The sequence below is a fragment of the Viridibacillus sp. d25.2 genome (genome assembly GCF_055456015.2).
In genome coordinates, this window is record NZ_CM196652.1 from 2,087,172 (window position 1) to 2,110,521 (window position 23,350).

Genomic DNA, 23,350 nt, shown 5'->3' on the forward strand with positions numbered 1-23,350 from the left:
CCCTTATGAAATATTCGATTTTTTCCCTTGTTGATCATTATGATGACAGCCCAGTTGGCATAAAACAACAATATAAGGAAGTCCAAGAACAAATTGAATTAGCAGATAGCTTAAATTTTGATACTTTTTGGTTAGCGGAACATCATTTTCAAAATGAACATGGAAGTATAGCTTCACCTGCAGTTTTCTTATCGTCAGTTTCAAGAACTACTAGCAATATTGGTCTTGGTACTGCGGTGTCCGTTCTCCCGTTACATAATCCGATTCGTGTTGCTGAAGATTTTGCTATGTTGGATATTATTTCTAACGGGAGAATGAAGTTTGCAGTAGGTAGTGGATATCTACCACATGAATTCGAGGGGTTTAATATAGAGTTTGAAGATCGTGTTAAAATGCTAGATGAAAGTTCTGAATTAATTTTTCAGTTATGGTCACAAAAGCACGTGACTTTTCAAGGGGAATATCATCAATTTGATGGCGGATTAAACGTAAGGCCTGTTCAGAAATTGAAAAAACCTTTAATGGCTACAATCCGCAATGAGGCAATTCAAGCTATGGCTAGACAAGGTATACCTATTTTCATGTCTGCTCTTTCCGTAAGAAAAATAGATGAGGTTAAACAAATGGTTGAAGGGTATCACGATACTTATGATAAAAGTAAATACCCAAAAGAAGATAGACACGTGGCTTATTGCTTAAACCTTGTACTTGATCAAGACGAGGAATTTGCTAAACAACGGGGAATAAAAGCACTTCAAAAACTATTTAATAATAGAGGTATAAAACGAACGCCTGAAAATTTCATGGAGTCAGGTCTTTGTTTTTTTGGAACACCTGAACAAGCAAGTAGAATAATGACATCGTATATTGAAAGTGGTATCACAGAACTCGTTTTATCAGTCGGTTTTGGAGGGATTGAACATGAATATGCTTGTCGCACCATGGAACTATTTGCAAAAGAAGTTTTACCTCAATTGAAAAAAATTGAACGACCTGGTTTATATGTATAATTTGCAAAGAGAAATTAGAGGGAGAGTTTTTTCATGAGTGAAAAACAAACAGTAAATAATGTAGGTATATTAGCTACAGGGAAGTACTTACCTGAACATGTTATGACAAATGCGGATTTGGAAAAAATAATTGACACTTCAGATGAATGGATAGTCAATAAACTTGGGATTCATGAAAGGAGATTTGCGACGAGTGATGAGGTAACCTCCGATTTAGGTGTTAATGCGATTATGGATGCTGTGAATAGAGCAGGTATTTCTTTTGATGATATCGATTTGCTTATTTCGGGTTCTAATACGCCCGATCATCAAAGTCCCCAATTAGCTACGATGATTATGAGAAAGCTGGGAATGAAAAATACACCTGGTTTTGATGTTCGCTCGGGAGGATGCTCTAGTGGGGTTTTTTCTTTATCTGTGGGTGCAAAGTTTATAAGTGATGGAACGTATAAAACTGTCGCAGTTGTAATACCTGAAATTAATTCTAAAGTAGTTACATGGAAAGACCGTACTACGAGTGTAATTTTAGGAGATGGAGCAGGATGTTATATTCTAAGAGCTACAAAAAGGAATACAGGTATTCTTCATACTGAACTAGGTAGTGATCCGTCTGGTTATTTTGCGGCGTATGTTCCAGCAGGGGGAAATGCCTTACCTCTTACTAAAGAAAATATTGATGAAGGTCTACAATATTTTCATATGAATGGACCAGATGTTTATAGATTTGGGACAGAGATTATTCCGAAACTTGCTTTAAGGTTGACAAGTAAAACAGAAATACCGATTGAGGGAGTAGACTTATTTCTTACCCATCAAGCAAATATAAATATTATACGAAAAGGATTAGAGGATGTGGGTGTTCCTTTTGAAAAAGCGTTGCTAAATCTAGACCGCTATGGAAATATGGCAGGTGCAAATCTACCGGTAGCATTAACAGAAGCTGTAGATGATGGCATATTAACTCCTGGTAAAATAATATATTTAATTGTTTTTGGAGCTGGTTTGTCGTATGGGGCTATGGCGATACGTTGGTGTGGACCTGAAGATTTTATTTAGGAGGATAATTGTGGAACATATAGGGATTTCGGGTATCAGTACTTATATACCTGAAAAAAGATATAATACATGTAAATTGATTGAATCTGGTTATATTCAAGAAATAGTGTTTAATAAAATTGGTGTAACAGAAGTACCTGTTGGTCAACTCGAAGACACACCTACGGAAATGGCAATCAGAGCTGCTATCAAGCTAATGGATCAACTAGATGTTGAGTCAGATGATATTGATATAATTGTATATGTAGGAGCAACTCCCCCGGATTATCTTCTATGGTCGCCAGCGGCCAAAGTGGCTGATGCACTAAACATTAAAAATGCTTTTTGTTTTGAAATGCAACTGGGTTGCGGGGGAGTTCAAGCAGCTATTCAAGCGATAAAAGCAATGATGTTAGGTGGGAATCAATGGAATAAGGCTTTAATTGTAGCAGCTGACATGTGGGATGCTTACACTAAAGAGAGATCAGGAGCTGGGCTAATTTTCGGAGATTCTGCAGCAGCAACCTTATTAGAAAAGGGTAAAGATGTATCACATCGACTAGTTAGCTTCAATGGATTTACAGATGGTCAATTTCATTCATTAGGACATCTAACTGATGGAACAGCATATACAAAGAATTTAAGTAATCAATATCCTAATTTACCAGATGGTCAATATTCTATAATTAATAAAAGTAAGATCCCAGCATTAAATAAACTGAATATTAAAAATTATAAAAAAGTAACTGAAAATGTATTAATAGATAGTGGATGGGAATTGCGTGATATTAAGTATTTAATTCTTCCTTCAGGTAGGATAGACTTAATGAAGAAGATCGCTTCCGAATTTTCATTTCTCCATGAAAGTACAAATATTCCTTTCTTATCTAAACAAGGTGACCTTGGAGCACCAGGTTTGTTAGTCGACTTAGATAACTTAGCGCGAACCCATTCCTTACAAAAAGGTGATAAAATCTTGGCATTGTCTGCGGGTGTAGGAATTACATGGATGGCTTTAACAATTCAGGTGTAGATTGTATCGTGAGGAGGCGTAGATAAATTCTGTGTTTTTAAATAATTTACGCAGTTAACTTTAATTGTTATTGAATTCGGTGATGGCTGTTAAAGGTGATGTTAATTTTCATTGTTGATTTAAGGTGAAAAAACAGAGTTGGATCTGCGAATGTGTAGAACCAACGCTGTTTTTCTTGTGACATTTCAAGTGTCGAATTCTCAAATAATCCCCCCAATACTTATTTATCTACTCCACTAACTTTATCAATAAGTTTTCCATCATCCATTCTGCCATAATATATCAGTTCAGGTGTATTCAATTTTTTGAGATGGTTGGAGGTTATTAATTGAACATCCCAAATCTCCAAATCTTTGTTATCCAATTTAGAATATTCGTAATGTTTGGTTGTTCCATTACAAAATTCAGGAAATTGATATCCTTCTTCTATTGCTATATCAATTGCAATTTGTTCCGCTTTCGAAGCAAGCAACTAATAAGAAAACAAGAAATAATTATCATTATACATATAAAGTGATTCTATTTGATTTTTCTGAATTTATAAAATCATATGTATATACATAGGCATTAAACGCTCGCCAAGCATCAGTACTAGAATCGTAAATGGTTGTAATTTATGACCAATTCCTTTTTCCAATTTTGTTTTTTTAATACGTCCGAGCTCAAGTAATCAAAAAAATATTTTTTGTTCGGTCACGTGTTACTAACATACAATTTTGTTCGAGACTAATCACTCGAAAATATAATTTTCAACCAGTTTTACGATACTTACGTCCGGCATTATGGCGATTGTCTTTCCCGCAGAATCAATGGAAAGTGCGATTCGCAAGTTGGTTTCAGTTCTTCCAACACAAGGATTTCTAACAGCGACAACGGATCGTGGAAAAGAATTTAGCTGCTATAAAACGTTAGAAAAAGAGCCGAAAATCCCGTTCTACTTCGCAGATCCTTACGCCCCCTGGCAGTGAGGATCTAATGAAAATGGGAATGGTTTATTACGAGAATTCTTTCCGAAGAAAATGGACTTAGGGCAAGTAACTATGAACTCGTCTGCAGTTTTCCACCCTAAGCATTTTCTTGGTCGATTGTTAATCAAGATAAGTGCTTCTATTAATTCGTTTTCACATTTCAACAATTTCTTCGAATAATTCTAATTCCACTTGAGCAAGAGCCGATAAGACTTTATTTCGCAAGTAAATAGGGTTACGTGGGAAGTACCTTCATCTTCTATGCAGATTCACGAAAGCTTAATCCAAGAAGCATACACTCGATAAACTTCTAACTAGTAATTTGATTTTTAAGAGCGAGTTTCAGTTAATGTTTTTCACAATCCTTAAAACGAAAGCGTTGGTGGTCATCTGTTTTCATCCATTTTCACTTTGAATTTACTAAAACGAACCACTTATTTGGCATCACAATGCTCACAACGTAGCCTATCCTTTGTTTTCTTTTAATTCACTACTTGAAAGATAAATTCTTAATTACATTGTGGAATAGTTGTTCGCATTTTTCGAATATCAACAGTTTTAATTAACATAGCTTAAAATTAAGATACGTTAAATTGTGTAAATAAGAATCGATTGCTAGTATGCTAGCGTTATAGATCAATGCTACCAATTGGGAATTAATGGTTGGTTATATGGCGTTCTCTCCATTCGTTATAGGTTGTTCATATGCTACGGACTTTGGAGAGGTGCCTGTTTTTATTTTTAGGAAGTCTTTGAAACCACTGTCTACTTAAAAGGGGGTAATATCAAATATAAATTATTTCGTTCTATTTTATTTAAATGTATCATATTTTTTCGATATGTGTATTATTTAGTTACCTGCTGGTAAAGCTTAAAAACGAGGTTTTCGTCGTCTGTAACTTAGTGCTGGTCTGCTATTTGAAAGGTAGCTTATCATGAAGGATTATTTGCTTATAGATGTTTATTTATATTGGTTATTTCCTCTGTAGTTACGTACAGAAACTAGTCAAGAAATGTCTTTTTTGGAATTTGTAAATTGGTTTTCGTTTGTATTTGAGACGTACCGAGCGAACATTTGAAATCAATTTTTACGATTGATTCCTTTGTACAAATGTCTTTGAACAATTTCTTACGGTTTAGTTACATCTTATCTTTTTAATAATAAGTAAATAATGATATCGGTTCAAACTAAATCAAGGGTGGGATTTCGCTAATGCCAAAAGTTCAAGCAAACGGTATTTCAATTAATTATGAAATTAGAGGTGAAGGGGAGCCTTTATTATTGCTACATGGACTAGGTGCGAGTTGGAAAATGTGGTTACCACAAATTAATAGTTTATCAAAGGAATATCAATTAATTATGATGGATATGCGAGGTCATGGTGAATCTTCAAGATATTTTCCTAATGGACAATATGACACTAGATTGCTAGCAGAGGATGTAAAATGTTTTTTGGATACTTTGGAGATTTCAAAAATTAATATTGTAGGTGTTTCTCAAGGAGCGGTTGTTGCTCAACTATTTGCAGTGAAAAATAGTAGATATATAAATAAATTAGTGTTGTCAAATGGATATAGTGAAATTCCTACAAAGCTATCTGGTGTGGTTCTTAGATTTTCAAATTTGATCATGAGGTTACTTTCTTTTGAAAAAATTATTGAATTATTGTTAAAGGTTTATAAAAACGATGAATATACAAAAGAAATATTAAGAAACTCTTTTAGTTTTGATAAACAAATGTTGTTATCTGCAAAAAAACAAAAATTTGTTAACCATACTTCTGATTTGAAATTTATTTCTGTACCAACTCTAGTGATGGGGGGAGACAAAAAGGTGCTGGGAGTCGATGAACGAAAAGCGTCTCAAGTTATTTTTAATGAAATACCAAACTCTATCCTGGCTCTTTTCAAAGATGCATTTGATCCATTAAGTACTATGAAAAAAGATATTTTTAATGAAATGACTTTAGATTTTTTAAAAGGTAATGAATTAAAATATTACAAAGACGTTAGACTATATAAGCATTAAATACTTTTTGGGAAGCTATTACAGCAAAAACACTGAATTCTTTCTTTTTATTAAACGACCAGGCAAAAACGTTATTGGTTCAATTACGTTGTGTAGTAAATAGTTAAAAGAAGAAATCGATGATTTTATTGAGCGGAATCCTAATAAGTATAGCAAACCGATATTTCAAATTCAGTTCTTACGGTATTTGATTATTCAAGGAATCTAATTGCTACCTAATAAAGTAAAGAAAGGAAGGGTGTACAGTCACACGCATAGGTCACTGTCTCTTTTTAGTTAAGCAACCTGTCACCGACTTATGAACTGCGAACTTAAACATGGATAGTTTAATAAAAGCTACCAAGCTCCTATGCAGTTTAAGCTGCAATTAAATGACTTCGGTATTGTGCGAGGGCACTGAAAAAGTCTAGATAGTTATCTTTGCGAGGGATTTGACGATGCAATCGTCGAATCGCTTTTTTCATTTATAAGTATTAAGCTCGACAACGGACGTAATGCGATTTCTCTAGTTCGTATGTTTAAATATCTCTTATTAAATCGATTTTCAATCTATCAGATGTTGATGTATTCGAGCTCTCAAAATACGACATGTCGTTTAAATATTTCTTAGATATGGCGCCGGAAGATCCAGTGATTGATTCGAGTTCTTTGACTAAATTCCGTAGAATTTGTCTTAAGGACTCAAGCTTGTTAGAACTGCTTATCGAGAAATCCGTTGAAATCGCATTCGAAAAGAACCTCATTAAAAGTAAATCAATTATTGTCGTATTGTCGACGCCACATATACAAAAGCATGTTTAAGCCAAAAATCACCGAAAGAATTCCTACAAGTAAAATCTAAACACGTTCGAAAAGCCATGTATCAATTTGATGAATCGATGAAGGACGAGTTCCCAACGAAGAATATATCTAATGAAGTAGAGTCGGAAATCGCTTAAAAAAGAATGAATTCGAATTTAATAAAGATGCAGAGATGTTCGTTTGTCCAACATGTCATTTTGCAATTCGTAAAGTACGTATAGGTAAGAAAAATCAAGGTGCAAATCAACAAACTGTTTATTATTTTGACATTGAAAAGTGGAAAGTCTGTCCATTGAGTGATGGGTGTTACAAAAACGGGGCGAAGAGTAAAACGTATGCGTTACCTAAACGATTTCCTTTTCTGGACATCTTGTTTTAATCCCATTTTTCTAGTGAATACAAAATTCTGTGTGTGATAGAATCCTTGAGCTGAATGTAATAGTGCTTCTAGCTGAATGTTTCCTTCCAAAGTCTTTGCGAGCTTATCAAGTGTACGATATGCAATATTCATTGTTAAGTTCATAGATAGATTTTAAGCGACTATTTCACGTGTTGCTACATCTTTTACACATAATAAATAAGCAGGTTGACCATTACTATAGTACAAATAATTAATATCTGTCAGGAGTACTTTGCGTGGCTCATCCTGTTTAAATTGTCTCTGTAAATTGATTAGCCAGGGTAGTGTGTTCTTTTGTAGCTTTCACCAACTTACGATATGGTTGAGCTTTTCGTATTTTTCAAACATCTTAATCTGATACCGAAGCTACATTTGAATTTATTTTTAGTAATTGTTGTTGATTATTAAAGTTGATTTTACTCATTTTAAACTCTCCGTTCTAAATTCTTTCTTATTTTTTGTATAACGAGAATTTTACGCAGAAAAACCCAAAATAGGGTCACTTTTTTTTGTCCACTTATTCTGGGTTCAGTTCATTAAAATCGATGAAGGTTGTTTTAATTTTTTATAATGGATTATTTAGCATTTAAATCATTATTCATTCAACGAAATCAGCATTAGTAATAAAATCAGTATCCTTGTTTAACTTAAGTATATTACGTAATTTCTTACTAACTTTTTTTAGGCTTTTCTCTTCTGGAATATAAAAGAAACTTCCATCTACTCTTTTATCGGCACCTTTGATCTCTAACGTTTTTATTGATAAGTTATTTGATTTTGTATATTTTTTTTGCAGTGCATAGATCTCTTTCACTGACAGATTTGTTTCAACATTTTTCCCAAGAATATCTGCAATTTGACCAATTTTAAAAATTGTACCTGCTGAAACAGCTTGATCAATTGTTGCTTTTAAAAACTGTCTTTGTCTTTCTTCTCTAGAATAGGTAGCATTTTCAGCTCTTTTTCTCATACGTACAAAAGCAAGTGATTCTTCACCAGTTAAATGAGCAGTACCTTGTTTAAATTTAATCTTTTTTCCATTATAAATATTTTCTTCCCAAAAACCTTTTTTAATATCAATTGAAACACCGCCAAAAGCATCAACAATGTCACGAAACCCTTCAAAGTTAACTGCAATAAAGTTGTCAATTGGGATGTTAAGGAGTTTTTCAACAGTCTCTATTTGAAGTTTAGCTGCGCCATATCCTGTTATTTCACCATATGTATAAGCTGAATTCATTTTATGTATACCTGAATATTCTCCTGCATTTTCAATGTTGACTCTTGTATCCCTAGGTACAGTAACCATATTAATATCATTTGTATTCGGATCTAACGTAATTATCATTTGTGTATCAGCTCGACCATCTTGTTTTTTACTAGAATAATCTTCAATTCCTAATAACAAAATAGAAATGGGATTATCATTATTAAATGAAACTTCTTCTTCTCTAAGCTCAGATTTATCACCTGTTCTTTCTATATTAACCGTAGAATTATCAAATGCATTTTTCATTTTTATAAAAATAAAACCGGCATAACTAAACACTACTAAGAGTAATAGTATACTTACTATTTTAGTTACTCTTAATATTTTCTTCTTAGATTCTTCTCTTTTTTTCGCGTTTTTCGTAATCCTCATAGTAAGTTCCTCTCTAGACTAATATTGAGCAATTCTTAAAAGTACCATCAAAAAGCACGGATTTATGCATACTATTGGTAGACCTTTTTCAAGTATATCTTTAGGTTATTTTCCTTTTAATGTATTAACAGTATATCACACTTATAGAAGGTTAAAAATCGCTTTAGCAGTCATATATCTAGCTTTAAAACAATCTTTACATTTAGTAATCACTATCTCTCTAGGAATTGTTGCAGGTGGTATTATTTTTATGTTCCTAAATATTAGCAGTAAATTATTAACATATATCTATATAATTAACTAATAATTAGGTTAAAATAAACTATTGGTAATAAAAAGTGATTACAAAAAACGGCAGTTATAGGATAATTGAATGAATTGGCTAAACATAACTCGCCCATAACAATAAACTCGCACGTTTGATGCTGTGAGAGCGAAATCTTTTGTCCCATATGAAACGTGGGAAGTAAATCCGGGATATAACTTATTAGCAAGGTTATCTAACGAATAATAGACTTTGATATTGAGCATTATATATGCTTGAATTTCAATTGACAGCGAGGATTGAGAAATGGTAAATAAAATTATTTCAAATTGGCAGCCTTATTGTAAAGAAGAAAACTGTATTGGTATCGGATCTTCAAGAAAAGTGTACCGTGTCGACGAGTTTGTAATAAAAGTACACTTACATCCTATAGGGTACAAACAATCACTAAATGAGATAGAAATATATGAATATATGAAAGCTCGTAACGCTGCAGATTTATTAGCAGAGATGGTTTATGTTAATGAGGATATTTGTATACAACGCTATTTCGAAAATTTAGAGCTAAAAGACAATCAGACATATGAGTTAGACATAGTAGAAGATAGTAGAACATCCACGAGATTTAGAGGACTATTAAGAGAACTAGATCAAAAATTTGATTGCTTTGATCTAAAGGATAGCAGTAACTTTGGCATAAATACTGAAGGGAATCTAGTGATAATCGATTTTGGTATGACCAAAAGCTTGTATGAAACAGAGTGGGTTCCATTAGCTGAGGCGGGGGAGTTGCCACAAATTTATTTTGAGAAGTGCCGAGTATGTGGTATTGAAAAAGAACTACGTATGTATGGCCAAGAAGATAAAGATAAGCGTTGCTATGCTTGCGGTAAGCAGTAGTGCAGTAGTTTATCTTTATATTGAATGAACTAGGCTGAAAAGATTGGTGACAACATAATGTAGTACACTACCAATCAGTTAGGTGACAACTTTTTAGCTTTGTAATAAAAATTATTCTAATAAAAATTGATACATTCAAATCAATTTGTTGATTTCATTAAAATAATAATCTCTTCCAGCATGATAGCTATAAGAGAGTATTTTTTTATTTATCATCCATTTTTTATATGGATTCATAAAATGTTGCTAATTTATCGGGTTTTATTTAAGAAGAAGTTTCAGCGATTATTCTTTAATTTTTTGTGATTTTTCATATGGAATCCACAGAAGACACAATGCCATTTTTCTTCTCACTTAGTCGAAATTATGCTAATATCATGCACACTATATGAGCTTGGACTAAGGACCTTTTCACCATGAGGAAAGATGCTGAATATACAAAAGGTATCTATAATATCCAAAATGCGGATAATTTTTGCTAGTGATAAAATCAATGAATTATGCGTTTGAAAAGATGTAAAGGTTTTGGAAAGGTTTATAGAATAATAATCTATAAAGAAAGGCAAGTTGCTCTTAGTTAAGAAAATTATTGAAGGGTGAGGGGAATTATGGGTTCAAGAATAATGCACTTGGTTATAGCTAATAGAATTGCAGAGTGTCTGTCGATAGAAGATAAAACACCATTTATACTTGGGGGTATTGCTCCAGATGCTGTTTCACCTAAAGACTTATCACATTTCTTTAAAGGTGATGTACAAAATTATTCAAGAAGAATTGATTATAAAGGATTTTTACATAAATATAGTTCGCAAGTAGAAAGTCATTATATATTGGGGTATTTTACACATTTAATCTCTGATGATATATGGCTGAACGGTTTTTATCTTCCCTGGTTGAAAAACAGAATGGAAGCTAATAAAGAAGTATTTAATTTATACCATAATGATTTCCAATTACTGAATGGTAAATTATTGGAATACTATGATTTTACAGACGAATTGAGAAAAATACTAAGTTTTCCTCTTCCTACAATCTTTGATTTGCAAGAGGTTAAGTCCACAGATGTTGAAAAGTTCGTTCCTTATGTATTAGGCGATATGGAATACGATAAGGAAGTTATAAATGAAAAACTTAACGTATTTACGTTTGATCAGATAGTTGGTTATATAGAGACATCAGTTGATAAGGGGTTATTGAATATAAAATCTATAATTAGTTAATTACAATAAATATTTAATGAAATTATCAACAACTATTAATGTAGAGAGCGTAAAATATCTTGTGTAAATGAATAAATAGAAAAAGGAAGACCTTTTCTTGTAGAATTAAGTCACCACAACACAATTCACAGAAAAGAGGTCTTCCCTATGAATAAGTTTACAACAGATATTGTCCAAGCTCTAGTAAAAAAAGAAGATATTAAGGAAGTTTTTCGCACGCACCTAGAATCGGCCGTAAACGCGCTCTTAGCGAGCGAATTGACATGTTTCTTAGACTACGAAAAGTATGACCGTATTGGCTTCAACTCTGGCAACTCTAGAAATGGCGCCTATTCACGGACGCTTCACACAGAATTTGGTGATCTTCAAATTGCCATTCCACGTGATCGCAACGGTGAATTTAGACAACAGACTGTGGCTCCATATAAGCGTTCAAATGATACGCTCGAATCGTTTGTCATTCATATGTTCCAAAAAGGTGTAACGATGACGGAAATCTCTGATTTAATTGAGAAAATGTATGGTCATCATTACACGCCACAAACGATTTCGAATATGACGAAAGCGATGTCTGAACAGGTAGAAGCTTTCCAAGCTCGAGCTCTCTCTGCACGTTATGCGTGCGTTTATTTGGACGCGACATATATCGCTCTAAAACGTGAAACAGTCGCAAAAGAAGCCGTCTATATTGCCGTTGGTATTCGTGAAGATGGTTCTAAAGAAGTCTTAGCTTACACAATCGCACCAAATGAATCAGCTAGAGTTTGGAAAGAACTTTTGGAAGATATCAGAGATCGTGGCACAGAAGAAATATTATTATTCATTTCAGATGGTTTAAAAGGTATTACTGATAGTATTTTCTCCGTCTTTCCCGAGTCAAAATATCAATCGTGTTGTGTGCATCTTGCACGTAATATTGCACATAAAGTACGTGTGACAGATCGAGCTGAAATTTGCGAGGATTTTAAGACTGTTTATCGTGCAGACAACCTCGAAATGGGGCAAAAAGCATTGCAAGAATTTGTGGAGAAATGGAAATCCATTTACCCGAAAGTAACGAAGCCATTGCTTGAAAATCCGTATATTTTCACGTTCTACAGCTTTCCAAAAGGTATCTGGCGCAGCATCTACTCCACAAACTTAATAGAATCCTTTAATAAACAAATCAAGAAATACAGCAAGCGAAAAGAGCAATTCCCAAACGAAGAATCGTTGGAACGCTTTCTTGTATCTCAGTTTGATCAGTACAATCAACGCTTCGCTACACGATGTCATTTAGGGTTCGACAAATCGCGTGCAGAGTTGGAATTAATGTTCAAATCAAAAGAATAAAAGAGCATCTACAAGAAAAGGTCACACTCATTTACACATAAATATTGACGGTCCCTTAATGTAGGCAATAAGAGAAATGAGAAGGAGTTGATATTAAGTATTGTTTTAACACATATATTCTCGAAAATAGCTTTTGGAAGTGTTTTGATTATATGGCTTATGAAGGAGAGAATCTAGTAGGGCTAATTGTTACGTGGAAAAGTAAAATACATCCGTATTGTCTGTATTTTCGATTGTACAGTAAACCGTTATCTTCTCAGAATGTAGGGCTACAATTATTGCAATATGTAAAGCAAAACGAGGTATCTGAGTTTCCTTTACAGACATCGTTATGGGAAACGTCTAGGAAGCTAATGGATTTGTATGAACAATTGAATATGAAAATTATTCGCAAAACATATATGCCTAAATTGGACTTACAGCAACATTTTAAAGCGTTGGATCAGAGCGTATACGAACTAAAAACATTAAAAGACATAGTGGATAATCATAGTCAGATGGAACAACTAACAGAACTTGTTAAGCGTAATTATGAAGAAACACATCTTGCGAATCCTGTAGCAGAAATGTCGATACAGCAGTGGCAGCAACTATATAGTGATGCCATTTTAGACGGCAGTTTCATTCTTTGTAATCCGATAAATCAAAACATTATTGCTTATTCATTTTTACATGAAGCAGAGGATGAAAAGGAATTGGAAATAGGTTGGAGCGGTGTTGATCAACTAGAGCATTTGTCTGTGCTTCAGATATTAACCTCTCATCAAATTACATATGCAAAGACCAATGATTATAAATATCTAGTAGGTGAATTTGATACGACGAGTATATATGCTTTAGAGATTTTAAAAGCATGTCCTTTTGAGCCAGGTCCAACTTGGATTACGTTTCAGGAGTGAAAGTGCAAGATTACTTTTAGTAAAACTAATACATAGAATACGGTCTTATCTCAGCATAAAATGACAGGATTTAGTTATTTGAGACTGTTATTATTCAATTAAGGAGTGAGCGATATGGGTTGGGTTGAATCATTACAGAAGGCAATCGACTATATGGAGAATCATTTAACGGAGAATATATCGATTGAAAGTATATCGAAACAAGCGAACGTTTCAGAATATCATTTTCAACGAACATTTGCGATATTAACCGATATGTCTATAGGAGAGTATCTTCGAGGAAGGCGTTTAACTCTTGCTGCACATGAGTTGGCAAATAATAACTGCAAAATAATTGATGTCGCCTACAAATATGGCTACGACACTCCCGAGGCTTTTACAAAAGCATTTCGTAGACAACATGGTGTAACACCAAGTGATGTACGAAAGAACATTGGAAAGCTGAAATCTTATAATCGCCTGGCAATCCAGGTAAGTCTGAAGGGAGCAACACCGATGGAATATAAAATTGTTGAAAGAGAAAGTTTTCAAGTTGTAGGACTCAACCGTGAATTTGCATTAAAGAATGATGAGAATCTTAAAGGCATCCCAGTATTTTGGGACGAAATCAATGCAAAGGGAACTGACGAGGTACTATTTAAGTTGAACAATGGAGAAATAACAGGTGTTCTAGGCGTTTGTGTAGATAAAAAAGATACACAATCAGAAGAAAAAATCGACTATTGGATAGCAACAGAATATGGTGGTACTCCACCCGAAGGATTTGCAAAGCTTGAAATCCCTGCATCAAAATGGGGAGTATTCGAAGTTCGTGGACCTATGCCCGATGCAATGCCAAAAGTATGGAAACAGATATTCTCAGAATGGTTCCCATCAAATAATTATGAGCATGCAGGTACACCAGAATTAGAAGTATACACTGATGATGATCCATTTAGCCCGGATTTGTATTCGGAGATATGGATTCCTTTAAAATAATTAAAGATTTTACAAGAATAACGTCTAGCAGCAGAAACGTATTTGTTTCTGCTGTTTTTTCTTTTTAAAATTTTTGTAACCAGAATGCATTTGTTAAAATATTCTATATTTATCACGAAGTATCTGCTAAAATGCAAGTAATGCGGGGGGGAGTCGGGGAGTTTATTAAGGATGACTGGAAGGGTTTTGTTGATTATTTTAAAAATTAAGAAGTAACCGTGAGGAAGTGATAACAATGAATACATATTTACAAAATACCTTCCATCAAATTCAATTTACGATTAATAGTATTAAGGGGTTAATAGAAATTTTAGATGAATCAGATTTTCAAATAGCTCCCATTAAAGGAAAGCGAACTGTCGGGGAGTTAGTTAGTCATATAGCTATTTTATGCAAGGCAGATCTTCAAATAATCGAACAAGCCACAATTGAAGAAATGGATGCTTTCTATGAACGATATACAGTAAATAGTAAAAAGGAAATGCTGCAGCAATTGAATGAAGGGTATGAGGAATTAGTTTGGTTTTATGAAAATCTAACAGATACTTTTAATAGAGCAACTTCATATTGGGGAACAACTTATAGCTATTTTGAATGGTTGTTAGAGGTATTAGCTCACCTAAATCATCACCGAGCGCAATTGCATTTGTACATTATTTTACTAGGGAAAAACCCAGATGTACTATTATTTGAATGATATTTATACTTTGAACCTACCAACTTGTTTTTAATTGGAGTATGCATTCCCAGTCAGGAATAATCGTAAGGAAATTTAAGGTTCTAAATTAAAATCAAAAAGTATGTTATAAAAGAAAAAGTTATGTTGTAACGTCCCTTTTCTGATAGAATGAGGAAGAATTTAGAATAAAGAGGGAGCAAGGGCTATATGAACACGAAAAATCAAAAAAAAATTGTTATTTTTGAATATATACAAATTATGTTGGGAGCAGCGCTTGTTGGCCTAGCATTCAATATGTTCCTATTGCCTGCTAGACTTGCTGCTGGCGGTATTTCAGGGATAAGTACCATTTTATATGAACTTTTTCTATTTAATCCGGCATACGTACAGTGGTTGATAAATATTCCATTATTTATCTTAGGAATCCTAATAGTAGGTAAAGATTTTAGCTGGAAAACACTCGTTGGTACTACGTTCGTTCCACTTGTTATTTGGTTAACTCCAGGTCTCCATTTACCTATTGATAATCCCTTATTAAGTGCTATTTATGGCGGGATCATGCTAGGAGTGGGACTTGGTATTGTTTACCGTGGGAATGGTTCAACAGGAGGAACTGCTCTAATCGCTCAAATACTAAAGAAATTCACAGGATTATCAAGTGGCTTTTCACAGCTACTTGTAGATGGGTTAGTAGTCATCACTTCCGCGTTAGTATTTGACTTTGAGTTAGCATTGTATGCGATGATTTCCATCTACGTTACAAGTAAAGTAATCGATTTTGTACAGCTACAAACGTCACCAACTAAATTAGTACTGATTATTACAGATAAAGAAGAAGAAATCCAGTCTATTATTAAGCATGAAATCAATAGAGGATTGACGAAGATTAAGACACTCGGTGGCTATTCGAATCAAGAAAAAACAATGATTTTATGTGTAGTGGAACAATCAGAAGCTGTTTATTTTAAAAAGCTTTTATTAGATAGAGAGCCCAATTCTTTTGTCATTTTCTTAAATGCATCTGAAATACTTGGAAGAGGATTTTCAAAAGCAAGAATTGATGAAGAAGATGTTAAATAATCTATAATTGACAAATTTTAAAAAGCAATAAATAAATACCTCTTTATTTCGTTATTTTAAACGTCATAAAGAGGTATTTTTCTATTTACACAATGATCTATCAAATCTTCTTTTAATATTTCAATAGGGGAAAAACTGAATTTTGAACGAACTTAATAAATGTCTTTAAACCAAGTATAAGTAAAGAATCAAAAAAGTAATTAGGTCGAATAATAATAAAAGTCTGAAAAAAGTCTTGACCTTGGCATCTTAACATACTATAATTTCGTTTAATATTCTAAATATCAAATGAGCGACGACAAGAACATATTAAGCCGGGTCTCCCTGTTGACAGAGAATCAGTGGTTGGTGGAAACTGATACATAGATTTAGGTGAATTTCATTCTTAGAGCTTTTTTTATACTTCATCATAAAGTAAGGAGTATAAAAACGGATTAAACCGTTATTTAAACAAGTGGGAAACATATTTTGTTTCCAATTAGGGTGGTACCGCGTGAACAGCCACGTCCCTATCGTAAAAGATAGAGACGTGGCTTTTTTGTCTTTTTCTTTGGTATAAAGAGGAGAGGACGTAATAAATATAGATAGGATTGGTTAGCATTCAAACATCAGAGCAATGGTCATCTAAGATTGGTTTTATTTTATCCGCAGCTGGATCAGCAATAGGGGTAGGCGCAATATGGAAGCTTCCCTATGTGACTGGTATCAGTGGGGGAGGAGCATTCTTCCTTCTGTTTATTTTATTTTCTTTGTTTATTGGTTTTCCATTGTTATTAGCAGAGTTTGTTATTGGTAGAAGCACACAAAAGGAAGCGGTTAGTGCTTATCGGAGTTTAGCTCCTGATACTAATTGGCATTGGATTGGAAAGTTAGGGGTATTTACTTGTTTCCTCCTATTGTCTTTCTACAGTGTAATTGGTGGCTGGATTGTAATATATTTTGTAAAAGGTTTATTTGGTGGAATTATTAGTGAGGGCGCAGATTATGGATCCATCTTTAATGGGACGATTGGTAATCCGATGTTGGTAATTGGAGCCCAATTTGCATTTTTAGCTTTTACAGTTTTAGTTGTAGCAAAAGGAATTCAAAATGGAATTGAAAAAGTAAGTAAAATTTTGATGCCTGCATTATTTATACTATTTTTTGTTTTAATCATTCGTTCACTTACACTCGATAATGCAATGGAGGGTGTGAAATTCTTTTTAGCACCTGATTTCTCGAGTATTACATCTGAAAGTATTCTGTATGCAATGGGGCAAGCTTTCTTCTCCTTAAGTGTCGGAGTATCAGTAATGGTTACTTATAGTTCATATCTGTCAAAAAAAGAGAGTTTAATTCAACCTGCTATTTCAATCGTTTCAATGAATTTATTCATCGCATTATTAGCAGGATTAGCCATCTTCCCAGCTGTATTTTCATTAGGTTTAGAACCTGCTGAAGGACCAGGTTTGCTGTTTGTTGTATTACCAGCTGTGTTTGATCAAATTATTTTTGGAGAAGTATTCTTATTAGGGTTTTTAGCATTATTCTTATTTGCCACGCTAACTTCGGCTTTTTCTATGTTAGAAATAATTGTAGCTTCTCTTGTTAAAGGGAAAGAAGAGAAGAGAACAAAATATGCATATATTATTGGTATTTTAATTTTCGCAGTAGGAGTTCCTTCTGCATTATCGTATAGTGTTTTTGCAGACATTTTAATCTTCTCGAAGAGTATATTTGACTCAGCAGATTATTTAGTTAGTAATATTTTAATGCCACTTGGCGTATTTTTAATCTCTATTTTCGTACCACTTAAGATTAAGAAAAGTAAATTGCGTGAAGAAATATTACAGCATTCTAGCTTAGGGGCTATTGCATTTAATATTTGGTTCTTTATCATTAGGTTCATTATTCCTTTAGTAATTATCATAGTATTCCTTGATATTACTGGAATACTAGATAAAATTATTACCTTTTTTTAATATGAAGCTACTCAATTTTTAGTGCATAATAAAAGAGAACAGAAAGTGCTGAAAGTTAGCAGAGATTCTGCCTGGCTTCAGCACTTTTTTATTATATTTCAATTTAAAGAGATTAGAAAGTTAGTAGGCATTATTGCTATAAAAGATCCAAATTTTGATTGTAAAAAAATGGATAAACGTGTCCTTTCTTAAGGAAATAATGTTGGAGAAGAAGTTAGCTTATATGAACATGATACTTATATAGGCTATCAAATAGGGTACTTCTATTCGGATCATATAGAGGTGAAAAGATGATTAAATTAATTGGTTTAATGCTTATATTGTTCTTCATTGCAAATTTTATTTGGATGTTTATTTATATTTATAAAGAATCAAAGCAAAGAAAAAACTCTATTCTAAAATCAATTATTTTTATATTTTTGGATTTAATATTAGATACATTTGGCTTATATGTAGCAATCGTGTTAGGTTCACTGTTATTAGGAACAGTCTTTGTTTTTTATTCTTAATAGTTATCAATAGGTGATTATTTGAAAATCAAGATATATTAGAATTGATACTAAGAGAGTTAATAGTTGGATATCGTAGGATGAGGAATAAATATGTTTGTTTTCAAATAAGGAATTTTAAAATTAATTAAGATATCTGAAAATGTAGAGGAGTAATAGATTATGCAACAGTTGAAAGCAGTTTTAGAACTGATTAAGCTTGGAGAAAAACTGAAAATGGAATTACGTCATAGCTGGTTGTCAAATGGCCGTCAAGAAAGTGTAGCAGAGCATACTTGGCGCGTTGCCTTAATGGCAATGGCAATAGAATCTTCTCTTCCTTTAAAAGTGAATAGTGAGAAATTACTTAAAATGATTATCATCCATGACCTAGTAGAGGCGTACGCAACAGATATTCCGGCTTTTGAGACTATGAATAATTCTGAAGCAAAAGAGTTGAAAATGAAAAATGAAATTGCTGCAATAGAGAGAATCCGTGATCTTGTAGGTGGAGAGACTGGCCAATTCTTTTATAATTATTGGTTTGAGTTTGAACAAAAGAACACTTACGAAGCAAAAGTTGCGAATGCCTTAGATAAGCTGGAAGCACAAATTCAACATAATGAAGCAGATACAAGTACGTGGTTGCCGATAGAACATGAGATGACATATATGTTGGGAAAACACACAGACTTTGATCCAGTATTGACTGAATTAAAGGATTTGATTGAAGCTGAAGGTGAACAAAAGCTAAAAGAATTCGGTTTAGATACTGAAGCTCTCAAATCAAAGAAGGCTTAGACATGACAATATTAAAATAAATATTCATTAAAAGTTTATGGCTTTCCATGAGTTTGCTATAAGTTGTACTTATGGAATTGCTTATACATCATTCCTACATTCTTTTCTCTTCAAAATTTAGCATGAAAGTTCAATACATAAAAAAATATTTAAAAACTTCATTCAAATTTCACTCTTTTTTTATAGAATAGTATTGTTCTATAAAAATTTGAATGTTTTTGGAGGAAAGAAATGAATAAAGGTTTATATAATCGATTTTGGCGATGGCATTTTTATGCTGCGTTATTTATTTCACCACTGCTACTTACTTTAACACTTAGTGGAATTGGCTTTTTGTTCTATACGAATGTCGAAAATAATGTATATGATGATTACTTCTTTGGTGATAGTACATATTCTGAACAGTTAACGATTGATGAGGGAATAGCTAAAGCTAAAGAGCAAAATGAAGGGTATTCAGTATCTAAAATCATTGTTCTTGACGACCCGTATAATACACGTTTAACGATGGGGAATAAAGACGGCGATGAAAAATATGTTTTCTTAGATGAGCATAATCAAATCGTAGGAACCCAAAATGCGAAATATACATTTGCAAATATCATGCGAAATGTTCATAGCTCCTTATTTGTCGGAGGAACAGTTGTCAATTATCTAGTTGAATTAGCTGCTTGTTGGGCTATATTCCTACTAATTACAGGTGTATACATGACTTTTAAAGGGAAGGTATTGAAGAAAAAACAAAATGCTTCCACTCGTCAAAAAAATAAGAAATGGCATGCACTTGTAGGGACAATTATTACTATTCCCATGCTTGTTATCATCCTTACTGGATTACCTTGGTCGGCTTTCATGGGGAATTTCATCTATATAGCCTCACAAGAGCACCCCTCTATTGGTAATCCAGAAAAACAAGTAAACCCACCTACTTCTGATATGAGTGAAATACCGTGGGCTACTCGAAAAAATGCAGCACCGGCTTCTTCTAATGATGATCCACATGCACTTCACAAAGGTATGAATATGTCTGGGATGGATATGTCTGAAAATGATAATATGCTAAATGTCCATCAACTGATGCTAAAAGTGGAAGATGCTAATATTTCTAAACCATATTCTATTATTTACCCTGCTGATGAAGAGGGGGTATATACTGTTGCTAAAAGTAGTAACACTGGTGTAACTGGATTAGATGTTAGTCCATACGATGAAATGACATCATATTTTGATCAATATAGCGGAAAGTTAATTTCTAAAGCGGGCTATGATGACTATGGTATCTTAGCTAAGTGGTTTACTTGGGGAATTCCTTTACATGAAGGACATTTATTTGGATGGCCAAATAAGATTATCAATTTAATTGTATGTCTTGCCTTTGTTTTCGTCATTTTTTGGGGTATTAAAACTTGGCTTTCTCGTAAAAAGAAAGGTGAATTTTCTGCACCTCCTAATACTTCAAAAGGTGTATCTGTTGGATTTATTATGATTATGATTTTATTGGGCATAGTTATGCCACTCTTCGGTATCTCACTACTTCTAGTAATACTAGCAGAAACGTTCATGTTGGTAAAACAGAAGATATGAAATACGTAGATAGATTTATACTTTGAAAATTAAATAAGCAAATGCAAAACGCCACTGTGATTCAATAATTTCAGTGGCGTTTTGTTTTTTTTCTAACCTTTAGTTAAATACGATTTAAACTTTTAACGGATTGCGAAGGGGAATAGCTCAGTGTAAGTTCTACAAACGGCTGTGATAGGCCGCTCCATTTGCAAACAAATAAATTAACATATTAACATCAAAAAGCCGATTGTCCCTTAGCGTACAGGAAATCGGCTTTTTACGTTTAGAAATTCGAGTTTTGTTCGTGCTATCCGATACTGGTTTAGGTGACTTAAACTAAGCAAGATAGCTAAAATACATTTATTAACATTACTAGATATGATAAAATTGGAATGTACGTTCGATTATTGGTAGGGTGTTAAAATTTAAGGGGGAGAAACAATGAGCGAAAAAAAGTATCTACAAGTTTGGAATTTAGATAGTCTGTTCCCAGGTGGAAGTGAATCATCTCAATTACATGAACATATAAGACACTTAGAAGTCGAAATTTATGAATTTGAAGAAAAATTAAATTATTTTAATATTCCACAAGAAATAAATGAATCAATTAAAGTTGCAGCTTTAATTGATTACATAGGAGACATTCGAATCAATATATCACAAGCGGATTCTTTTATAACCTGCCTTCTTGCTGAAAATCCAAAGGATCAACATGCGATAACGTTAAGAGGAAAAACAACAGCAATAAAAACTCGTTTTGAATCTGCATTGAAAAGAGTGAAAAATACTTTAGTAAAAACTAATCAACATTTGTGGGAGAACTTACTTAATACAGATTATTTAGCAAACAACAAGTTCTTACTAAATGAATGGCGTGAAGATGGTAAAACGAGTCTTTCTGATGAAGAACAAAATTTAGTGTCAGACCTTATGGTAGATGGGTATCATGCTTGGGGGCAGTTTTATAATTCATTTGTTAGTAATATTAGGATTAAAGTTCAAATAAATGGAGAACTGAACGAATTATCAGTGGGGCAAGCTATAAACTTACGGTCACATCCTGATGAAGAAGTTCGTAAAGAATCCCATAATGCTTTAGAAGATAAGTGGAAAGAAAATGAAGAACTATTTGCGAAAATATTAAATCATATTGCAGGTTTTAGATTACAAGTTTACAAAAAGTGTGGCTTGGAAAATGTAATAGAAGAACCTTTATTGAAAAACCGTATGAAAGAGGAAACGCTTAATGCAATGTGGGCTGCGGTTAGTAAATATAAACAACCCTTTACTAATTACTTAAATCAAAAAGCAAAAATGAATGGTTATGAAAAAATGAAATCATTTAACTTTTGGGCACCTGTTATAAAAAGTGATCAAAAAATAGAATATGAAGATGCTGTTGACTTTATATTGGAGCACTTTAGTCAATTTGGAACGGAATTAGAAAGTTTCACTAGAAATGCTTTCAATGAGGGGTGGATAGAAGCAGAAGACCGTTCAAATAAGTCAGCTATTGCATTTTGTGCTGGGTTTCCGCTTTCGGGGGAATCAAGAGTTTTTTTAACATTTGACGGTACAATTACTAATGTATTAACACTAGTTCATGAATTAGGCCATGCCTTTCATAACCACGCAATGAAACCTATTAATGGAATGAATAAACAATATCCAATGAGCATTGCTGAAACTGCTTCAACGTTTTCCGAAATGATTATCTTAGATGCTGCAATGGAGAAAGCTGAATCTACTAATGAAAAATTGTTTTTACTTGATGAGAAATTAAAGCGTAGTGTCATGAATTTCATGAATATTCATTCAAGATTTTTGTTTGAGAAGAAATTTTACGAGGAACGGAAAGAGGGAATTGTTACATCATCACGCTTAAATGAAATAATGAAAGAAGCAATAGATGTAGGATATGATGGTGCTCTTGATAACGCTTCACTCCATTCATGGATATGGACACCACATTATTATATTACACAATCTCCATTCTACAATTTCCCATATACATTTGGATATTTATTTGCATTAAGTATATTTGCAATGGCAAAGGAAAAAGGTAAAGAATTTGAAAGAGAATATTTAGATTTACTTCGCGATTCAGGAAGTATGTCTACAGAAGATTTAGTGATGAAACATTTAGGAGAAGATATCACATCAGAAGCTTTTTGGATAAAAGGAATTGAATTATGCGTTAAAGATGCCGAAGAGTTTATGAGATTATCCTCTTCAAAAGGTAAGGTGTTGCAATAAGTATAAA

Annotated in this window: 17 protein-coding genes, 2 pseudogenes and 1 other annotated feature; of the genes and pseudogenes, 17 read left to right on the forward strand and 2 right to left on the reverse strand. The window is 33.3% G+C overall.

The window, feature by feature from the left end; translation table 11 throughout:
• Positions 1 to 5: 5 nt before the first annotated feature.
• The 3 genes from ACZLO7_RS10640 to ACZLO7_RS10650 are packed head-to-tail and all read left to right on the forward strand — an operon-like array spanning position 6 to position 3,078.
• Positions 6 to 1,010, forward strand: a complete 1,005-nt coding sequence (locus tag ACZLO7_RS10640) for an LLM class flavin-dependent oxidoreductase (RefSeq protein WP_464941240.1) — start codon at positions 6 to 8, stop codon at positions 1,008 to 1,010.
• A 33-nt stretch (positions 1,011 to 1,043) separates the two neighbouring features.
• Positions 1,044 to 2,066: a 3-oxoacyl-ACP synthase III family protein gene (locus ACZLO7_RS10645; RefSeq protein ID WP_464941241.1), complete on the forward strand. Its 1,023-nt coding sequence runs from the start codon at positions 1,044 to 1,046 to the stop codon at positions 2,064 to 2,066.
• A 10-nt stretch (positions 2,067 to 2,076) separates the two neighbouring features.
• The gene (locus ACZLO7_RS10650; RefSeq protein ID WP_464941242.1) at positions 2,077 to 3,078 is read left to right on the forward strand and encodes a 3-oxoacyl-[acyl-carrier-protein] synthase III C-terminal domain-containing protein; all 1,002 of its coding nucleotides are present in this window, start codon (positions 2,077 to 2,079) and stop codon (positions 3,076 to 3,078) included.
• 220 nt (positions 3,079 to 3,298) lie between these two features.
• Here the strand turns inward: ACZLO7_RS10650 and ACZLO7_RS10655 are convergent, their stop codons facing one another.
• Complete coding sequence (locus ACZLO7_RS10655; protein WP_464941243.1) at positions 3,299 to 3,550, reverse strand: hypothetical protein; 252 nt, start codon at positions 3,548 to 3,550, stop codon at positions 3,299 to 3,301.
• A gap of 1,709 nt (positions 3,551 to 5,259) precedes the next feature.
• Between ACZLO7_RS10655 and ACZLO7_RS10660 the strand changes: the two genes are divergently transcribed.
• Together ACZLO7_RS10660 and ACZLO7_RS10665 are read left to right on the forward strand one after the other, a co-directional pair.
• Positions 5,260 to 6,075 (forward strand): alpha/beta fold hydrolase, encoded by an 816-nt coding sequence (locus ACZLO7_RS10660; RefSeq protein WP_427751848.1) that lies wholly within the window; start codon positions 5,260 to 5,262, stop codon positions 6,073 to 6,075.
• 478 nt (positions 6,076 to 6,553) lie between these two features.
• Positions 6,554 to 7,007, forward strand: a pseudogene (locus ACZLO7_RS10665) (transposase); the annotation flags it as partial.
• An 867-nt stretch (positions 7,008 to 7,874) separates the two neighbouring features.
• Here the strand turns inward: ACZLO7_RS10665 and ACZLO7_RS10670 are convergent.
• Positions 7,875 to 8,918, reverse strand: a complete 1,044-nt coding sequence (locus tag ACZLO7_RS10670) for an LCP family protein (RefSeq protein ID WP_464941244.1) — start codon at positions 8,916 to 8,918, stop codon at positions 7,875 to 7,877.
• 409 nt (positions 8,919 to 9,327) lie between these two features.
• Between ACZLO7_RS10670 and ACZLO7_RS10675 the strand changes: the two are divergent.
• From ACZLO7_RS10675 to ACZLO7_RS10730, 12 genes and pseudogenes are all read left to right on the forward strand, one after another.
• Positions 9,328 to 9,429: pseudogene (locus ACZLO7_RS10675) on the forward strand (DNA mismatch repair protein MutT); the annotation flags it as partial.
• 60 nt (positions 9,430 to 9,489) lie between these two features.
• Positions 9,490 to 10,083 (forward strand): protein kinase, encoded by a 594-nt coding sequence (locus tag ACZLO7_RS10680; RefSeq protein WP_464941245.1) that lies wholly within the window; start codon positions 9,490 to 9,492, stop codon positions 10,081 to 10,083.
• Between the two features lie 608 nt (positions 10,084 to 10,691).
• The gene (locus ACZLO7_RS10685) at positions 10,692 to 11,303 is read left to right on the forward strand and encodes a hydrolase (protein ID WP_464941246.1); all 612 of its coding nucleotides are present in this window, start codon (positions 10,692 to 10,694) and stop codon (positions 11,301 to 11,303) included.
• A 147-nt stretch (positions 11,304 to 11,450) separates the two neighbouring features.
• The gene (locus ACZLO7_RS10690) at positions 11,451 to 12,635 is read left to right on the forward strand and encodes an IS256 family transposase (RefSeq protein ID WP_511261408.1); all 1,185 of its coding nucleotides are present in this window, start codon (positions 11,451 to 11,453) and stop codon (positions 12,633 to 12,635) included.
• 152 nt (positions 12,636 to 12,787) lie between these two features.
• Positions 12,788 to 13,534, forward strand: a complete 747-nt coding sequence (locus ACZLO7_RS10695) for a GNAT family acetyltransferase (RefSeq protein ID WP_464939748.1) — start codon at positions 12,788 to 12,790, stop codon at positions 13,532 to 13,534.
• Positions 13,535 to 13,648: 114 nt separating this feature from the next.
• Entirely contained in the window at positions 13,649 to 14,512 is an 864-nt protein-coding gene (locus ACZLO7_RS10700; protein ID WP_464939749.1) for an AraC family transcriptional regulator, read from the forward strand.
• 235 nt (positions 14,513 to 14,747) lie between these two features.
• The gene (locus ACZLO7_RS10705; protein ID WP_464939750.1) at positions 14,748 to 15,209 is read left to right on the forward strand and encodes a DinB family protein; all 462 of its coding nucleotides are present in this window, start codon (positions 14,748 to 14,750) and stop codon (positions 15,207 to 15,209) included.
• Positions 15,210 to 15,398: 189 nt separating this feature from the next.
• The gene (locus tag ACZLO7_RS10710) at positions 15,399 to 16,271 is read left to right on the forward strand and encodes a YitT family protein (protein ID WP_464939751.1); all 873 of its coding nucleotides are present in this window, start codon (positions 15,399 to 15,401) and stop codon (positions 16,269 to 16,271) included.
• A 286-nt stretch (positions 16,272 to 16,557) separates the two neighbouring features.
• Positions 16,558 to 16,785 (forward strand) — a binding site (T-box leader).
• 85 nt (positions 16,786 to 16,870) lie between these two features.
• Positions 16,871 to 18,232 carry a sodium-dependent transporter gene (locus ACZLO7_RS10715; protein ID WP_464939809.1) on the forward strand — a complete coding sequence of 454 codons (1,362 nt, stop codon included), beginning with the start codon at positions 16,871 to 16,873 and terminating at the stop codon, positions 18,230 to 18,232.
• A 671-nt stretch (positions 18,233 to 18,903) separates the two neighbouring features.
• Positions 18,904 to 19,521: an HD domain-containing protein gene (locus ACZLO7_RS10720; RefSeq protein WP_464939753.1), complete on the forward strand. Its 618-nt coding sequence runs from the start codon at positions 18,904 to 18,906 to the stop codon at positions 19,519 to 19,521.
• A gap of 231 nt (positions 19,522 to 19,752) precedes the next feature.
• A complete protein-coding gene (locus ACZLO7_RS10725; protein WP_464939754.1) occupies positions 19,753 to 21,105 on the forward strand; it encodes a PepSY-associated TM helix domain-containing protein in 1,353 nt (450 codons plus the stop codon).
• A gap of 423 nt (positions 21,106 to 21,528) precedes the next feature.
• Positions 21,529 to 23,343 carry a M3 family oligoendopeptidase gene (locus ACZLO7_RS10730; protein WP_464939756.1) on the forward strand — a complete coding sequence of 605 codons (1,815 nt, stop codon included), beginning with the start codon at positions 21,529 to 21,531 and terminating at the stop codon, positions 23,341 to 23,343.
• Positions 23,344 to 23,350 lie beyond the last annotated feature (7 nt).

Bases quoted from the DNA above. Each gene is read 5' to 3' on its own strand.
- ACZLO7_RS10640 (WP_464941240.1), top strand. From the start codon at position 6: ATGAAATATTCGATTTTTTCCCTTGTTGATCATTATGATGACAGCCCA.
- ACZLO7_RS10645 (WP_464941241.1), top strand. From the start codon at position 1,044: ATGAGTGAAAAACAAACAGTAAATAATGTAGGTATATTAGCTACAGGG.
- ACZLO7_RS10660 (WP_427751848.1), top strand. From the start codon at position 5,260: ATGCCAAAAGTTCAAGCAAACGGTATTTCAATTAATTATGAAATTAGA.
- ACZLO7_RS10670 (WP_464941244.1), bottom strand. From the start codon at position 8,918: ATGAGGATTACGAAAAACGCGAAAAAAAGAGAAGAATCTAAGAAGAAA.
- ACZLO7_RS10680 (WP_464941245.1), top strand. From the start codon at position 9,490: ATGGTAAATAAAATTATTTCAAATTGGCAGCCTTATTGTAAAGAAGAA.
- ACZLO7_RS10685 (WP_464941246.1), top strand. From the start codon at position 10,692: ATGGGTTCAAGAATAATGCACTTGGTTATAGCTAATAGAATTGCAGAG.
- ACZLO7_RS10690 (WP_511261408.1), top strand. From the start codon at position 11,451: ATGAATAAGTTTACAACAGATATTGTCCAAGCTCTAGTAAAAAAAGAA.
- ACZLO7_RS10695 (WP_464939748.1), top strand. From the start codon at position 12,788: ATGGCTTATGAAGGAGAGAATCTAGTAGGGCTAATTGTTACGTGGAAA.
- ACZLO7_RS10700 (WP_464939749.1), top strand. From the start codon at position 13,649: ATGGGTTGGGTTGAATCATTACAGAAGGCAATCGACTATATGGAGAAT.
- ACZLO7_RS10705 (WP_464939750.1), top strand. From the start codon at position 14,748: ATGAATACATATTTACAAAATACCTTCCATCAAATTCAATTTACGATT.
- ACZLO7_RS10710 (WP_464939751.1), top strand. From the start codon at position 15,399: ATGAACACGAAAAATCAAAAAAAAATTGTTATTTTTGAATATATACAA.
- ACZLO7_RS10720 (WP_464939753.1), top strand. From the start codon at position 18,904: ATGCAACAGTTGAAAGCAGTTTTAGAACTGATTAAGCTTGGAGAAAAA.
- ACZLO7_RS10725 (WP_464939754.1), top strand. From the start codon at position 19,753: ATGAATAAAGGTTTATATAATCGATTTTGGCGATGGCATTTTTATGCT.
- ACZLO7_RS10730 (WP_464939756.1), top strand. From the start codon at position 21,529: ATGAGCGAAAAAAAGTATCTACAAGTTTGGAATTTAGATAGTCTGTTC.